The sequence below is a fragment of the Phyllobacterium myrsinacearum genome (genome assembly GCF_014138285.1).
GTDB classification, from domain to species: Bacteria; Pseudomonadota; Alphaproteobacteria; order Rhizobiales; family Rhizobiaceae; genus Phyllobacterium; species Phyllobacterium myrsinacearum_A.
On the sequence record NZ_JACGXN010000001.1, the window covers coordinates 971,559 to 987,553 of the forward strand.

A 15,995-nucleotide genomic window follows, 5' to 3' on the forward strand; every position below is an offset into this window, starting at 1 on the left:
CTTTTTCTGCATTGCCTGTTGAAAAACCCGTGAACGCCGCCGTTTTGGCGGCGTTTGCCATTGCTCCGGTTGCATTCTGCCGAGAACGCCGTAACAAATAGATCAATCTGACACATATATTAGAGTACCGAACGATTGTTCGAGGTATTCGGATCGTTGCGGTGCTTCATGATGGGGGGCATTCATGATGTGGAATCAGGTCTACAATCCGTTCGGCAATTCGGTTCTTTCAACGCTGGCAGCGGCCATACCCGTTGTCATTCTGTTGGCAATGATCGCATCCAACAAGGTCAAGGTGCACATCGCCGCTATCATCGCGCTTGTTGCCGCCAATCTCGTCGCGATCTTCATTTTCACCATGCCTGCGGACATGTCGATCCGAGCGTCGCTGCTCGGCGTGATCACGGGCTTCTTCCCGATTGGCTGGATCGTCCTCAACGTTATCTTTCTCTATCGCTTGACGGTGGAGAAAGGCGTGTTCGAGACGCTGCAGAACACGATTGGCGGCGTCACGCGTGACCGGCGGCTGCAAATCCTGCTTATCGCCTTTTCCTTCGGAGCGTTCTTTGAAGGGGCCTCTGGCTTCGGAACCCCAGTGGCGGTAACGGCAGCAATCCTGATCGGACTTGGCTTTTCGCCTTTGGCAGCTTCCGGCCTTTCCCTGATCGCCAACACGGCGCCTGTCGCCTATGGAGCGCTGGGAACGCCGATCGCCGGGCTTTCGAGCGTCACCGGCATTGATCCATTCCTGCTCGGCGCGATGGTCGGACGGCAGTTGCCGATCTTCTCGCTCATCATACCATTTTGGGTCGTCTGGGCTTTTGCAGGATACAGGGGCATGAAGGAAGTCTGGCCGGCCATTCTGGTCACGGGCGTGTCCTTCGCCGTGCCGCAATACCTCATTTCCAACTTCATCAACCCATGGATCGTTGATATCGGCGCATCGCTGATCTCCATGGCCTGCCTGATCGGTTTCTTGCGCATCTGGCAGCCAAAGGTCATTTGGACATCGCCAGCCCTGCGAACCCGCGATGATTCCGCATCGCAGGTGCCGCCGGTAAAGACCACGAAAACCACCCCGACCCGGGCGGAGGTCTGGGCCTCCATGACACCGTGGATCATCGTCTGCGCCGTGCTTCTCCTCTGGGGCACGGACTGGTTCAAGAATGCCGTAAATCCCTGGGCTACACTGAGCTACAGTGTTCCCGGTCTGAACAATCTGATCATGAAAGTCGCGCCCATTGCGGCGCAGCCCACACCTGAGAAGGCAGTGTTCGCATTCACCTGGCTGTCCTATACAGGCTCGGGCATGCTGATCGCGGCGGTTATTTCGGGTCTGGTAATGGGGTACAAGCCACTTGAGATGCTCAGGGTCTATGGCCGAACCCTCAAGCTCTGCTCCTATTCCCTCATTACCATTTCTGCCATGCTGGCCATCGGTACCCTGACCCGGCTTTCCGGCATTGACGCCACGCTCGGCCTGGCCTTCGCGGCAACCGGGGTGCTCTACCCGTTCTTCGGCACGCTGCTCGGCTGGCTCGGTGTGGCACTGACCGGTTCGGACACGGCCTCCAACGTTCTTTTCGGCAATCTGCAGAAAATTACCTCGGAACAGCTTGGCCTCTCGCCGATTCTGATGGGGGCGGCGAACTCATCCGGCGGCGTCATGGGCAAAATGATCGACGCCCAATCCATCGTCGTCGCCTCGACAGCGACCAACTGGTACGGGCATGAAGGCACGATCCTGCGTTTTGTCTTCAAGCACTCAATCGTGCTTGCCTGCCTCGTTGGCGTTCTAGTGATGCTGCAGGCTTACGTCTTCACCTGGATGATCGTCACCCCGCCTTGAGTTTTATGAGCGTTCTGCAAAACCACATCGCGGTCTTCCGGCCGCGATTTGCCATGAATTATTTCACATTACCTGTCGGCTTTGCGCGCGCCCGTACGTCTTTATCGCAACACCCCACTATGAACGACTGCCAGAAGGAGGAAATGACATGGCACAATCATCTAAAGTCAAAGTCGAGAACGTCAATCATCCGGGTAACAGCACACGTCTTGATCAGGTCAAATATAACGCGATGAAGGACGCCTATATGAAAGTCCTGCCGGTAGCGGCACCGGGGCTGACAGTGGCGGAAATCCGCGAATGTCTGACTGATGTGTTGTCACAGGAGGTTTTTCCCGGTGGTGCCAAAGCCGGATGGTGGGCCAAGGCTGTTCAGCTTGATCTGGAAGCGAAAGGTGTGGTGAAGCGGGAAAAGACCAGTCCCATACGGCTATACAAGGCGTAAACAATGGCGATCTCCTTTCATTCTCCTTGATGTTAAACACCAAAATTACTCAGCCTTTCCACACTTGCCCGCGCAATTGTGGCGGCCTAGATAGAGCACTGGAGGACGACCTCCACGCGGGTTGAAGACACCGCGTCTGAATACAGCCGGGACGGCCCGCATAAGAAAAAGGATGGTCGTCATGGCCTGGATTTATCTCGTCGTCGCAGGACTCTTTGAAATCGGCTGGGCTATCGGGCTCAAATACACTGATGGTTTTACTCGCCTGACACCTTCGGTACTGACCGGTGCGAGCATGGTGATCAGCGTTCTCGTGCTGGGTCTTGCCCTGCGTGAACTGCCCGTGGGCAGTGCCTATGCGGTCTGGACCGGTATCGGGACCGTCGGCACCGCCTTGCTTGGCATGTATCTTTTCGGTGAGCCGGCAACCGTCATCCGCCTTGTCTGTATTGGACTGATCGTATCCGGCATTGCCGGGCTGAAATTTCTTGCCTGAGACAAATCGGATGCTGCATTCCGGTTCGATCTTGTTCTAATGTATTGGTATGACCAAGCCTGAAAAACCAGCCTTCACTTCTGCCGAACTCGAGCGCTATGCCCGCCACATCATCCTTGCGGAGATTGGCGGACCTGGTCAGCAAAAGCTCAAGCGCGCGCGTGTGCTTGTGGTGGGCGCCGGTGGACTTGGAGCGCCGGTGCTGCAATATCTGGCTGCTGCGGGCGTTGGCACACTTGGCATTGTCGATGATGACAGGGTTTCGCTTTCCAACCTGCAACGGCAGATCATCCACGATACGGACCTTGTGGGCGCGCCCAAGGTTGAAAGTGCCGCCCGTGCTATCGCAGCGATTAACCCGCATGTTACGGTCGAGGCACATGAAATGCGCATCGCACCCGACAACGTCGCCGACCTGATCGGCCATTATCACATCATCGTCGACGGCTCGGACAATTTCGACACACGCTATTTGCTCGCAGATGCCTGCGCGGCGGGAAAACGCCCACTGGTTTCGGCGGCGCTTGGCCGCTTCGACGGTTCTTTAACGACGCTCAAACCCTATGAGCAGAATGCCAAGGGTGAGCAGAACCCTTCGTATCGCGATCTCTTCCCTTCCGCGCCACCACCGGGTCTGGTTCCAACCTGCGCGGAAGCCGGCGTTCTTGGCGTGCTGCCGGGTGTCATAGGGAGCTTGCAGGCGACCGAGGTGATCAAACTCATTATCGGCATTGGTGAACCGTTGATTGGCAGGCTGTTGCTCTACGATGCATTAAGCTCGCGCTTCGAGACCATCAAGTACAAGGCAAGTGTCGCCGGAGCCACGGCGTGACTCCATCCAATGTTCATATCACAACGCTGGATAGCGACTTTGATCGCTGGGAGGCGTTGCTGACCCTCATCACGAACACGTTTGCTTATATGAACCCGCTGATTGATCCCCCCTCTTCGGCGGTTGAGATGACTATCCGGACACTTCGTCAAAAGGCTGAAACCGAGACTGCGGTTGTCGCGTTCATCGATACTGCAGTCGTTGGCTGCCTGTTTCTCGCCGATCGCGGCGATCACTTCTATCTCGGCAAATTTGCTATTGCTCGGGATTATCAAGGACGCGGCATCGGCCGTGCGCTGCTGGCCCGCGCGGAAGCCATTGCGCGTAGCGTTGGAAAGCCCGTCATCGAATTGCAGACCCGTATCGAACTCAAAGACAATCATCAGACGTTTGAGCGGCTGGGTTTCCGCAAAACCGCCGAAACATCGCATCCCGGGTTCGACCGGATAACCTCCATTACCATGCGCAAGGATCTGGGCCATGGTGCTTGAGCTCACCGCGGAGCAACAGGCGATCGTCAATGGCTCGCGCGGCGCCGGTGCTGCGATGGCTATCCGTATTGTTGCTGCAACGGCCCGGTTAATGGGCGCGCCCTCGCTCATCCCCATCGCTTCCGCCCATATAGACGGTGCCCTTTATCACGGTGATTCCGGCACACTGTTTGCCGAGAAACTCGTGGAAGGCGGAGCGAAAGTTGCGGTGCGAGCCACCCTCAATGTCGGTTCGCTTGACTTGACTGGCTGCTCGAGAAATCGATTGGAGCCGCGTGAACGCGGAATGGCGCGACGGATGATGGATGCCTATCGGACGCTTGGCTGCGAGCCGACCTGGACCTGCGCACCCTATCAGGCAGGTCATCGCCCCGCCCTCGGCAGTGATGTTGCCTGGGGCGAATCGAATGCGGTTGTCTTCTGCAATTCAGTTCTTGGCGCGCGCACCAACCGTTATGGCGACTTTCTCGATATTGCCTGCGCCATTGCAGGTTACGCCCCATATTATGGATTTCATCGTCCGGAAAATCGTCGCGCCACGATCGTATTTGACGTTTCAGACCTTGATGCCGGGTTTCTGGCTTCCGAGGTCGCCTGGCCTATTCTCGGCAGCCTATTCGGTCGCGAAGTCGGGGACTCCGTCGGCGTCGTCACAGGTATCCATCACCACCCCGGAGACGATGGGCTGAAGGCATTTGGCGCCGCTTCGGCATCCGCCGGTTCAGTCGGGCTGTTCCATGTGGCGGGTGTGACACCGGAAGCGCTCGACCTTGCAACGGCACTACACCACCAGGCACCGGAGACCACGATCAAAGTCACAAGCGACATGATCAGGGACTCGCGCCACAGACTGTCGACGGCGGCAGATGCGGCATCCATTCACGCTGTGGCCATTGGCAGTCCGCATCTTTCCAATGCCGAGTTTGATAGGCTGGAAGCCCTGATCGCCGGACGCCCTCTGACTGTACCGCTCTATGCCTGCACCGGCCGTCACGCCTTGGCCACGCTCGAAAGTAGCGGCCAGCGCCGTACACTGGAAAAGAGTGGTGTCATTGTTGTTGTCGATACCTGCGTCGTCGTCACGCCCATCCTGCCCGAGATCGACAACGCCGTGCTCATGACCAATTCCGGCAAGTTCGCCCATTATGCGCCCGGTAATACGGGCTACGGCGTGATTTATGGCTCGATGGCCGAATGCGTGGAAAGTGCGGTTGCCGGACGTCCCGTCTTTGGAGCGGCCGCATGACCCAACTGCAAACAGAGATTCTCGTTCACGGGCAACCCGCCGATGCCGAGGCTCTGGTCCTGACGGCACCCATCAGCTTCTGGGGCGGTGTTAATCCCAAAACCGGACTGATTGCCGATGTGCGCCATCCGCAGCATGGCATCGCCGTTACTGGAAAAGTTCTGTGTCTGCCGGGAACCATCGGTTCATCATCGGCCGCGGCCGTGCTTCTAGAGCTGGTCTATGCCGGCCTCGCACCCGCAGCAATCATCCTGCATGAACCTGACGCCATTCTTCTGCTCGGGTTGATCGTGGCGCAGGAAATGGGCCATGAGACGCCCATGGCGCTGAGGCTTGATCGGCAGGCGTTTGCCAATCTGAGCAATCACAAGCTTGCAATTGATGGTGCCGGGATCGTCAACGTTCAATAAGCCGTGTCGTTTGCATTGGCATCGTGCGCGGTTCGACAAGCTCACCATGAGGGAGATGGGTGAGCTGCAAAGGCAATCTGAAAAATTTCAGAATATGGCCCCCTGCAATCCTCACTCTCCCTCATGGTGAGCTTGTCGAACCAAGAACCGCGTACAATGCCATTGCAGGCTCTAAACCCTGTTGGGTAGCACCCGGTCCGGAGGGCGGTGTCCATCAATAAATGTGCGGATGTTGATGATCACCTTCTCGCCCATGTCGATACGGCCCTCCAGGGTCGCAGACCCCATATGCGGAAGAATGACGACCTTACCCGCCTTGGCAAGTTTGCGCAGCTTGGAGTTCACAGCGGGCTCGTGTTCAAAAACGTCGAGTGCCGCACCGGACAGTTTTCCGGTTTCCAGCTGGGCAATAAGTGCCTGTTCGTCGATGATCTGACCGCGAGCCGTGTTGACGATAAAGGCGGTCGGCTGCATCAGTGCCAGCCGGCGAGCCGATAGCAGATGGAATGTAGCTGGCGTGGAAGGGCAGTTGACCGAGATGATGTCCATGCGGGCCAGCATCTGATCGAGACTATCCCAATAGGTTGCTTCCAGTTCCGCTTCGGTCTTTGGGCTGACCGGCTTGCGGTTGTGATAATGGATCGAGAGGCCAAATGCCTTGGCGCGGCGGGCAACGGCAGTACCGATGCGGCCCATGCCGACAATACCGAGACGTTTGCCCCAGATTCGCCGACCAAGCATCCATGTCGGCCCCCAGCCCTCCCATTTACCATCGTCGAGAAGAATGGAAGCACCCTCTACCAGCCGGCGCGGCACAGCCAGCATCAGAGCCATGGTCATATCGGCCGTGTCTTCGCTCAGGACATTGGGGGTGTTGGTGACAGTGATGCCGCGTTTGGCGGCAGCAGGAACATCGATATTATCGACGCCATTGCCGAAATTGGCGATGAGCTTCAGATTGGGACCAGCCGCATTGATGATCTCTTCATCTATACGGTCTGTAACGGTCGGTACGAGAACAGTGGCTTGCTGGACGGCTTCGATCAGTTCCGCCTTTGACAACCGCCGGTCATCGACATTCAGCCGCGCTTCGAAGAGTTCACGCATGCGCGTCTCAACGGAATCGGGCAGTTTTCGGGTAATGACGACCAGAGGCTTCTTGCTAACCAATATTCCCCTCCCTTTTTCCGATGGTATTGAGACCTCTTTAACCAAGTCATTGCAAACTGCAATTGCTCTTGAGCTCCGATACTTGTCTATCAAGGCGGCGCATCAAAGACAAAGAAAAATAGGGATCGTTCCTCGTTCAACCGCATAATCGCTGGAAAAGAGCAGGGAATGATGAAGGACTGGTTTTGTTGGGCATCTCATTCATTCGTTCTTTCGTACTGACCACCGGTATTGCATCAGCTTTTCTGGTGGCCGCTCCCGCCGCGTTTTCCGGTTCGGCAATGGTTTACGCGGCCCAGCAGGTCGGTCCAAGCGGGCTGCCCTTACCGCGGTTTGTCAGCCTGAAGCCTGGCCGCGTCAATTTGCGCGTCGGGCCTGGGCGCGATTACGCTGTGACATGGCTGTTTCTCAAATCCGGCTTGCCGGTCGAGATCGTGCAGGAATATGACAACTGGCGGCGCATTCGCGATTCCGAGGGAACGGAAGGCTGGGTCTATCAGTCATTGTTGTCAGGCAAACGCACGGCGATGACTGCCCCGTGGCAGCGCGACAAGGACAATGTCATGCTGAATGTCTACCGCAGCGCCGATGACAAGGCGAATGTCGTGGCGCAGGTGCAACCCGGCGTTCTGGCAACTCTCAAGATGTGCAATGGTGACTGGTGCCGGCTGGTTTTCAGCGGGGCCAGCGGTTGGATGCGCCAATCCGATATCTGGGGTGCTTATCCGGGTGAAAAGTTCGATTAATCTGTAGAGCCCGCGTCAGCCGACACAAGCCCGATTACATTTGCACGATTCGCTATCCGTGACGGGCAAAGGTTACGATGCAATCAGCCACGCTTTTTGCGCAGGCGGATGATGATGTCCACGTTGACGATTTCCATCCCTTCGGGCACTGGAGGAAGACTGCCAACCATGGCAGAACCATCCGGAATGTCGATCACTTCGTTTTCGCCTTCGACGAAAAAGTGATGATGGTCGGAAACATTGGTGTCGAAATAGGTTTTCGCACCTTCAACGGCCAGGATACGCAACATCCCTGCCTGAGTGAACTGGTGCAGGGTGTTGTAGACCGTTGCCAGCGAAACGGGCACGTTGGCACCCAGTGCCTCTTCGTGCAGCTCTTCCGCCGAAAGGTGACGATCACCCTTGGAAAAGATCAGGCTTGCAAGCGCAATACGCTGACGGGTAGGACGCAAACCCGCAAAGCGCAGGCGCTCTTGCAAGGGTACGTCGGCATCAATCTCATAAGAAATATGCATGGCCCGTCTGCCACTCCGTTAAATGATATCAAAAGTCTCACCATAGACTGTTGTCTATCGTGTTACATCATTGATATATGCCGTCTTGCGAAATCGATCAATAGGCCGCAATTCAGCCATTCCGTTAGGGATAAGCCAACAGACCGTTTTCAGCAAGAAACACTCTGTGATAGGGTCCGCCCGCGCAAAAGCGCCAGCATTGAAGCAATTGATGGGAGACAGAATGCCAGAACAGAAATCAAGCTACGGGTATGAAGAGCTCCTTGCTTGCGCCCGCGGAGAGATGTTCGGTCAGGGCAATGCCCAGTTGCCAGCGCCCCCCATGCTGATGTTCGACCGCATCACCGAGATTTCCGAGACCGGCGGCGAAAACGGCAAAGGCTATATTCGGGCCGAATTCGACATCAAACCGGACCTCTGGTTCTTTCCCTGCCATTTTATCGGCGATCCTGTCATGCCGGGCTGCTTGGGCCTTGACGCCATGTGGCAAATGACCGGCTTCTATCTGGGCTGGCTTGGTGAACCCGGAAAAGGCCGTGCTTTGTCGACCGGCGAAGTGAAATTTACCGGAATGGTCACGCCAAAGACCAAACTTGTTGAATATGGTATCGACTTCAAGCGTGTCATGCGTGGACGTCTGGTGCTAGGCATTGCGGACGGCTGGTTAAAAGCCGATGGCGAAACTATCTATAAGGCAACTGACCTGCGGGTTGGCCTGTTCAAGGAAAGCGCTGCCTGATAGGGCAACGCAATACCTTCAAGGAGATCGCAATGCGGCGAGTGGTTGTGACGGGCATGGGTATCGTGTCCTCTATCGGAAATAACGTGCAGGAGGTGCTGGAATCCCTGCGTGCAGCGAAATCGGGCATCGTCTTCGCCGAAGACTATGCGAAATATGGTTTCCGCAGTCAGGTGCACGGCGCTCCCACGCTTGATCCGGCAACACTGGTCGACCGGCGCGCAATGCGGTTCCACGGTGGCGGAACAGCATGGAATCATGTGGCCATGGATCAGGCCATTGCCGATGCAGGTCTCGACGAGAGCCAGATCTCCAACGAACGCACCGGCATCATCATGGGTTCCGGCGGTTCATCCACGCGCACCATCGTTGAGGCGGCGGACAAAACCCGCGAATCGGGATCGTCCAAGAAGGTCGGCCCATTTGCCGTGCCGAAAGCGATGTCTTCGACCGCTTCGGCAACGCTTGCCACATGGTTCAAGATCAAGGGCGTCAACTATTCCATTTCATCAGCGTGTGCGACATCCAATCACTGTGTCGGCAACGCCTTCGAGATGATCCAGTACGGCAAACAGGACATGATGTTTGCCGGTGGCTGCGAGGATCTCGATTGGACCCTTTCCGTCCTCTTCGACGGCATGGGCGCCATGTCATCAAAGTTCAACGACCGGCCTTCGATTGCCTCGCGGGCCTATGACAAGAATCGCGATGGTTTCGTCATCTCCGGTGGCGCCGGTGTGCTCGTTCTGGAAGAACTGGAGCATGCCAAGGCACGCGGCGCCAAGATTTATGGCGAAATCGTCGGCTATGGCGTGACATCGGATGGTGCAGACATGGTTGCACCGAGCGGTGAAGGTGCGGCGCGCTGCATGCGGATGGCAATCGAAAACGTGAAGGGCAAGGTGGATTATATCAACCCGCACGCCACATCGACGCCTGTTGGTGATCTCAAGGAGATCGAAGCCATTCGCGAAGTGTTCGGCACGGCGGAAGCCGGTTGCCCGCCAATTTCGGCAACAAAATCACTGACCGGACACTCGCAGGGTGCGACCGGTGTTCACGAATCAATCTACTCGCTTTTGATGATGAACCACAATTTCATCGCCGAAAGCGCCAATATCGAAGAACTCGATCCGGCATTCGAGGACATGCCTATTGTGCGCAAGCGGATCGACAATGCCAAACTGGATACGGTGCTGACCAACTCCTTCGGATTTGGTGGCACCAATGCAACGCTGGTGTTCCAGCGTTTCCAGGGTTGAGAGGGAAGAATATGGGTGAACTGATGAAAGGCAAACGCGGTCTCATTATGGGGGTCGCGAACAGCCATTCCATTGCCTGGGGAATTGCCAAGGAGCTGGCCGATAACGGTGCCGAACTCGCGTTTACCTATCAGGGTGACGCATTCGGCAAGCGCGTTGCGCCGCTGGCTGAACAACTGGGCTCAAAGCTGCTGCTTCCCTGCGATGTTGAGGACATTTCAACGGTCGACGCCGTGTTCGAGACACTGGAAAAGGAATGGGGCACAATTGATTTCGTCGTTCATGCCATCGGCTTTTCCGACAAATCACAGCTCAAGGGCCGCTATGCCGATGTGACCACCCGTGACAACTTCAGCCGCACCATGGTGATCTCGGCCTATTCCTTCACCGAAGTGGCGCAGCGCGCGTCAAAGCTGATGAAGAACGGCGGCTCCATCCTGACGCTGACTTATGGCGGTTCCACCCGAGTGATGCCGAACTACAACGTCATGGGTGTGGCAAAGGCTGCTCTGGAAGCGATGGTACGCTATCTGGCAGCCGATTACGGTCCGGAAAGCATCCGTGTCAACGCGATCTCCGCTGGTCCGGTCCGCACATTAGCTGGAGCAGGCATCGGCGATGCACGCGCCATGTTCTCCTACCAGAAGCGCAATGCACCTCTGCGCCGCACCGTTGATATCGAAGATGTGGGCCGCTCGGCGCTCTATCTCCTGTCGGATCTTGCAAGTGGTGTGACGGGCGAAATCCACTATGTGGATTCCGGCTACAACATCGTCTCGATGCCAACGCTGGAAGAACTGAAGAAATCCGACGACGGCAAGGAATAATCCCTCCTGCCGGAATTGACAGCAGTCCCGCGAAGCCAAGCTTGGTTTTGCGGGATTTTTGTTGAAGGGCGCAGGCCGAGTGCCCCCGATGGAAAAGCGAAGCGAACTGACTATTTCTTCGCTTCGATGATCTTATAGCCGGCGACGTCCTCAATGGGCAGGACAGAGCGGAAGAGTGACTTCAGGGCCGCTTCATAGGGCATCTGGCGGTTGGCGACCAGCAACAGCTTGCCACCCGGCTTCAGGCGCTTGGCAGCAGTAGCGATAAATCCCTGCCCCATGGTCGGGTCAGCACTACGCCCTGCATGGAATGGCGGGTTCATAACGATGGTATCGTAAATCTCGGTGATGGCTTCGCCGTTCACGTCATGCCAGTGGAACGACAATGGCAATTCGGTCGTTCCGGTGAGATTCAGCCGGGCCGCTTCGACGGCTTCAAAATCCGCTTCATAGAGCGCCAGTGATTTCAGCTTCTCGGGGTGCTTCAGGACTTCGCTGGCAAGGTAGCCCCAACCGGCACCGAAATCAGCCACGTGGCCGCTGATACGCCCGGTAAAATGCTTCACGAGCAGCGCCGAACCCTTGTCTATGGCCGTATGGGAGAACATGCCTGGAGCAGTGGTGAAACGCTCCTCCACCACCGTCGGTTCGGCAACAAGCGCCTGCACCTGTGCATCGTCTATAACCTGAGGGCGGGTGAACCAGAATGCCACAGCATGGTTCTTGGACAGACGGTCGGTAACGGGCGCAAATTTTTCGACGGTTTTACGGAAACTGTCGATGCCAAGTTTCTTATCGCCGCCCACTACGATCTGGCCACCGGCTTCAACATGGCGCAAAGCCTGTGCCAGCCATGCTTCATTGCGCCCACGATGCTTGCCAAGAAGAATCAAGGCACCGTTGAACCGTTCGCTGCCCTCAAGACGGGAAACCGCCTGGAAGCCCGCCTTTTGCAAGGACAGATAATCCGGCCTGAATGGTTGAAGGGCGGTGAGGACATCTTTCCAGGCAGGATCGATATCGCGCTCCACCTCGGCACCGAGAAAAAGCCATGTACGGCCTGCGCCTGGAACCGGCAATATCTCGTCTTCAAAGGGCAGAAAAAGCGTCTTGAGCGCGCCGTTGGCCATGGTGATTATCCATCCATCAATATGTCTATCTAGAGCGGAATTGGTTTGGATGGAATTTTCCATGCAAATCGAACTCCGCCAAGAAAAAAGCGCGCCACTGGGGCGCGCTTTTATCAAGTCAAAGCAAGAGGCTTATTCAGCGTCTTCTTCAGCCTGCTTCTTTTCCTGAACGATTTCCTTGCCGGTTTCCTGATCGACCACCTTCATCGACAGGCGAACCTTGCCGCGTTCGTCAAAGCCCATGAGCTTGACCCAGACCTTCTGGCCTTCCTTGACCACATCGGAGGTCTTGGCAACGCGCTCGGAAGCGAGCTGGGAAATATGAACCAGACCATCGCGCGGGCCGAAGAAATTGACGAATGCGCCGAAGTCTGCGGTCTTGACGACTGTGCCTTCGTAGATTTCGCCAACTTCAGGCTCAGCAACGATCGAGTGAATCCACTTGCGGGCTGCTTCGATTTCCTTGGCAGAGGAGGACGCGATCTTGACCGTGCCATCATCTTCAATGTTGATCTTCGCGCCGGTCTTTTCGACGATTTCACGAATCACCTTGCCGCCAGAACCGATAACGTCACGGATCTTGTCGGTTGGAATGTTCATGACTTCGATGCGCGGAGCAAATTCGCCCAATTCCGAACGGCCTTCGGTGATGGCTTTTGCCATTTCCGTCAGGATGTGCAGACGGCCGTCCTTGGCCTGACCCAGAGCAACCTTCATGATCTCTTCGGTTATACCGTCGATCTTGATGTCCATCTGGAGAGCGGTGATACCGCTTTCAGTACCGGCAACCTTGAAATCCATGTCGCCGAGATGATCTTCGTCGCCGAGAATGTCGGACAGAACAGCGAACTTCTCGCCTTCAAGGATCAGGCCCATGGCGATACCGGCAACCGGACGGAGCAGTGGAACACCAGCATCCATCAGGGCAAGCGATGTGCCGCAAACAGTCGCCATCGAGGACGAACCGTTGGATTCGGTGATTTCCGAAACCGTGCGCAGCGTGTAGGGGAACTGTTCCTTGGCAGGCAGAACCGGGTGGATAGCGCGCCAGGCGAGCTTGCCATGGCCGATTTCACGACGGCCGGGCGAACCCATGCGACCTGTTTCACCAACCGAATAGGGCGGAAAGTTGTAGTGAAGCAGGAAGGTTTCTTTGTACATGCCGGTCAGCGAGTCGACATACTGTTCGTCTTCGCCGGTGCCGAGCGTTGCAACAACGATCGCCTGTGTTTCACCGCGGGTGAACAGAGCCGAACCATGGGTGCGTGGCAGAAGGCCGACTTCCGATACGATCGGACGAACGGTCGAGAGATCACGGCCGTCAATACGGCTGCCGGTGTCGAGAATGTTCCAGCGAACGATCTTCGCCTGAACCGACTTGAACACAGTTGCGATTTCTTCTGCCGAGAATTCTGGCTCTTCAACGCCTTCCGGGAAGAAATGCGCCTTTACCTTGGCCTTGGCAGCGTCAACCGCGTTGTAGCGGTCCTGCTTGTCAGTGATCTTGTAAGCGTCACGAAGATCGGCTTCAGCAACCTTGAGAACCGCTGTTTCAGCAGCGGAAAGGTCGTCAGCCTGGAAATCGCGCGGCTCTTTGGCAGCGACTTCAGCAAGCTTGATGATCGCATCGATAACCGGCTGAAAGCTCTTGTGACCGAACATTACGGCGCCGAGCATGACGTCTTCAGCCAATTCCTTCGCTTCCGATTCAACCATCAGAACGGCTTCGCCTGTACCGGCGACAACCAGATCGAGGCTTGATTCCGGCATTTCATCAACAGTCGGGTTCAGACGATACTCACCGTTGATATAGCCAACGCGTGCACCACCGATCGGGCCCATGAAAGGAACGCCTGATAGCGTCAGGGCAGCCGAAGCGCCGATCAGCGAAACGATGTCAGGATTGTTTTCGAGGTCGTGCTGGATAACGGTCAGAACAACCTGTGTGTCGTTCTTGTAGCCGTCAGCAAAAAGCGGGCGGATCGGGCGATCGATCAGGCGCGAAACCAGTGTTTCGTTTTCGCTTGGACGGCCTTCACGCTTGAAGTAACCACCGGGAATCTTGCCGGCTGCGTAAGTCTTTTCCTGGTAGTTGACGGTCAGCGGGAAAAAGTCCTGACCAGCCTTCGGTGCCTTGGCGGAAACAACAGTGGCAAGAACCACGGTCTCACCGTATGTGGCAAGAACTGCGCCATCAGCCTGGCGGGCAATCTTGCCCGTTTCCAGAATGAGCGGACGACCGCCCCATTCGATTTCAACTTTGTGTTGATTAAACATATTTTGTCCTTGAGTGGAGAAAAACGCGCATCCCTTTGGATAGCAGCATCCTTCTTCCGTTTCGTTTAGACCAATCACGGGCAAGACAATTTGCAACTCGTCTCTCCGAGTTGCCAGCAATCCTGCCCCATGACGTGTCTCATGAGTAGTGTTCACGCCTTGTCAGGGATGAACGAAACCGGCGGAGCGAACAAACGCAACCGCCGGTTTAATCCGTTATTAACGGCGCAGGCCGAGCTTTTCGATCAGCGTCTGATAACGGCCCTGATCAATCTTCTTGAGATAATCAAGAAGGCTGCGGCGCGTCGAGACGAGCTTGAGCAGACCACGGCGGGAATGGTTATCCTTCTTGTGGTCCTTGAAATGTTCGGTCAGGTTAACAATGCGCTCTGTCAGGACAGCAACCTGGACTTCCGGAGAACCGGTGTCGCCTGCCTTTGTACCATATTCAGAGATCAGTGCCTGCTTACGTTCAGCGGTAATCGACATCGTATATCCTTTCTTTTGAAGGGAAAACGGGATGCCCACGGCCGGGATGTCGTCCAGCGGGGGCCAGTTAAAGCGGAGGCAAAGCCTATCGCTGCGGGCCGTATAGTCGAAAATGTGACAAATTACCAGCCGCAAATGATTCGGGTGCTTTTCAGCTATCGAATCGAGGCAAAACGGTCATATCAATTTTGCCATCCTAAGATAGAACTCAATTCCGGCACGAACACGGCGTCCATGCCTGCCTCGATTTTGCCAAGCCGCCTTTCCATATTGGCTTGCCCGCCTTTCATCTGGAGTAAAATCATGAGTACCATTCATCAGGCCGCCGCCGTGGGTTTTGCTGCAAAGGCTGACAGCTATGTACGCGGCCGCCCAGACTATCCGCCCGCACTCGACGCGTGGCTGCGCGATGAACTGGATCTCGAACCCGGCAAGACTGTCGTGGATCTCGGGGCTGGAACCGGCAAGTTCACGCTTCGGCTTATGACGACCGGGGCAGCAGTTATTGCCATTGAGCCCGTCGCCGAAATGCTCCAGAAACTCTCCGAGAGATATCCTGAGATTACGGCCAAGGCAGGCACTGCAGAATCAATTCCGCTTGCAGATGCATCGGTGGATGCAGTTGTCTGCGCCCAGGCGTTTCACTGGTTTGCTACGGCAGCCGCGTTGACGGAAATTCACAGGGTACTCAAACCGGGCGGCAGCCTTGGACTGGTGTGGAATACGCGTGACGAACGTATTCCGTGGGTCGCGAAGCTGGCTGACATCTTTGCACCCTACGAAGGTGACACGCCGCGCCACTATACGGGCGAATGGAAAAAGCCTTTTCCGTTCAATGGCTTCAGCGTACTGAGGGAACACCACTTTTCCAACAGCCATATCGGCGCTCCCGAGGACGTCATCGTCAATCGCGTGCTTTCCACCAGCTTCATCGCAGCGCTGCCGCCAGAAAAACAGGAGCAGGTTGCCGCTGAAGTTCGCAGCCTTATTGCGCACGAACCATCCCTGAACGGCAAAACGGAAGTGACCCTGCCCTACGACACCGCGGCTTACAGTTGCGTCAAGGATTGA

At 56.2% G+C, this 15,995-nt stretch carries 16 protein-coding genes and 1 pseudogene; 12 read left to right on the forward strand and 5 right to left on the reverse strand.

Annotation, left to right across the window (positions count from 1 at the left end):
• Positions 1–187 precede the first annotated feature (187 nt).
• From FHW16_RS04850 to FHW16_RS04880, 7 genes are all read left to right on the forward strand, one after another.
• Positions 188–1,849, forward strand: coding sequence for an L-lactate permease (locus FHW16_RS04850; RefSeq protein ID WP_182548928.1), 1,662 nt, complete (start codon positions 188–190; stop codon positions 1,847–1,849).
• A gap of 148 nt (positions 1,850–1,997) precedes the next feature.
• Positions 1,998–2,294, forward strand: coding sequence for a DUF6958 family protein (locus tag FHW16_RS04855; RefSeq protein ID WP_182547991.1), 297 nt, complete (start codon positions 1,998–2,000; stop codon positions 2,292–2,294).
• Between the two features lie 181 nt (positions 2,295–2,475).
• Entirely contained in the window at positions 2,476–2,790 is a 315-nt protein-coding gene (sugE, locus tag FHW16_RS04860) for a quaternary ammonium compound efflux SMR transporter SugE (RefSeq protein WP_105736796.1), read from the forward strand.
• A 49-nt stretch (positions 2,791–2,839) separates the two neighbouring features.
• On the forward strand, positions 2,840–3,622 hold the full coding sequence (locus FHW16_RS04865; RefSeq protein ID WP_182547992.1) for a molybdopterin-synthase adenylyltransferase MoeB: 783 nt from the start codon (positions 2,840–2,842) through the stop codon (positions 3,620–3,622).
• On the forward strand, positions 3,619–4,113 hold the full coding sequence (locus tag FHW16_RS04870) for a GNAT family N-acetyltransferase (protein WP_348643849.1): 495 nt from the start codon (positions 3,619–3,621) through the stop codon (positions 4,111–4,113). The genes FHW16_RS04865 and FHW16_RS04870 overlap by 4 nt, the downstream gene beginning before the upstream one ends.
• Positions 4,103–5,359 carry an aconitase X gene (locus FHW16_RS04875; RefSeq protein WP_182547993.1) on the forward strand — a complete coding sequence of 419 codons (1,257 nt, stop codon included), beginning with the start codon at positions 4,103–4,105 and terminating at the stop codon, positions 5,357–5,359. Before FHW16_RS04870 ends, FHW16_RS04875 begins: the two co-directional genes overlap by 11 nt.
• Entirely contained in the window at positions 5,356–5,769 is a 414-nt protein-coding gene (locus FHW16_RS04880) for an aconitase X swivel domain-containing protein (protein ID WP_182547994.1), read from the forward strand. The genes FHW16_RS04875 and FHW16_RS04880 overlap by 4 nt, the downstream gene beginning before the upstream one ends.
• Before the next feature lie 171 nt (positions 5,770–5,940).
• On the opposite strand, the gene FHW16_RS04885 is transcribed toward FHW16_RS04880, so the two are convergent.
• On the reverse strand, positions 5,941–6,942 hold the full coding sequence (locus tag FHW16_RS04885; RefSeq protein ID WP_182548930.1) for an NAD(P)-dependent oxidoreductase: 1,002 nt from the start codon (positions 6,940–6,942) through the stop codon (positions 5,941–5,943).
• A 278-nt stretch (positions 6,943–7,220) separates the two neighbouring features.
• On the opposite strand from FHW16_RS04885, the gene FHW16_RS04890 reads away from it, so the two are divergent.
• A complete protein-coding gene (locus FHW16_RS04890) occupies positions 7,221–7,685 on the forward strand; it encodes an SH3 domain-containing protein (protein ID WP_182548931.1) in 465 nt (154 codons plus the stop codon).
• Between the two features lie 83 nt (positions 7,686–7,768).
• Here the strand turns inward: FHW16_RS04890 and irrA are convergent, their stop codons facing one another.
• Positions 7,769–8,200, reverse strand: coding sequence for an iron response transcriptional regulator IrrA (irrA, locus tag FHW16_RS04895; RefSeq protein WP_182547995.1), 432 nt, complete (start codon positions 8,198–8,200; stop codon positions 7,769–7,771).
• Between the two features lie 223 nt (positions 8,201–8,423).
• Here irrA and fabA point away from each other — a divergent pair, with 223 nt between their 5' ends.
• Genes fabA through fabI form a run of 3 tightly spaced genes read left to right on the forward strand, consistent with a single transcriptional unit; the run spans position 8,424 to position 11,028 of the window.
• Positions 8,424–8,939, forward strand: coding sequence for a 3-hydroxyacyl-[acyl-carrier-protein] dehydratase FabA (fabA, locus tag FHW16_RS04900; RefSeq protein WP_091878644.1), 516 nt, complete (start codon positions 8,424–8,426; stop codon positions 8,937–8,939).
• Between the two features lie 32 nt (positions 8,940–8,971).
• Complete coding sequence (fabB, locus tag FHW16_RS04905) at positions 8,972–10,201, forward strand: beta-ketoacyl-ACP synthase I (protein WP_182547996.1); 1,230 nt, start codon at positions 8,972–8,974, stop codon at positions 10,199–10,201.
• A gap of 11 nt (positions 10,202–10,212) precedes the next feature.
• Complete coding sequence (fabI, locus tag FHW16_RS04910; protein ID WP_182547997.1) at positions 10,213–11,028, forward strand: enoyl-ACP reductase FabI; 816 nt, start codon at positions 10,213–10,215, stop codon at positions 11,026–11,028.
• 110 nt (positions 11,029–11,138) lie between these two features.
• Here fabI and FHW16_RS04915 read toward each other — a convergent pair whose 3' ends face one another.
• The 3 genes and pseudogenes from FHW16_RS04915 to rpsO all read right to left on the reverse strand — a co-directional run bounded on the left by FHW16_RS04915 (position 11,139) and on the right by rpsO (position 15,028).
• On the reverse strand, positions 11,139–12,158 hold the full coding sequence (locus FHW16_RS04915) for a class I SAM-dependent methyltransferase (RefSeq protein ID WP_182547998.1): 1,020 nt from the start codon (positions 12,156–12,158) through the stop codon (positions 11,139–11,141).
• Positions 12,159–12,290: 132 nt separating this feature from the next.
• Positions 12,291–14,435 (reverse strand): polyribonucleotide nucleotidyltransferase, encoded by a 2,145-nt coding sequence (gene pnp, locus FHW16_RS04920; protein WP_182547999.1) that lies wholly within the window; start codon positions 14,433–14,435, stop codon positions 12,291–12,293.
• 219 nt (positions 14,436–14,654) lie between these two features.
• Positions 14,655–15,028, reverse strand: a pseudogene (gene rpsO, locus FHW16_RS04925) (30S ribosomal protein S15).
• Positions 15,029–15,227: 199 nt separating this feature from the next.
• Between rpsO and FHW16_RS04930 the strand changes: the two are divergent.
• Entirely contained in the window at positions 15,228–15,995 is a 768-nt protein-coding gene (locus FHW16_RS04930; RefSeq protein WP_182548001.1) for a class I SAM-dependent methyltransferase, read from the forward strand.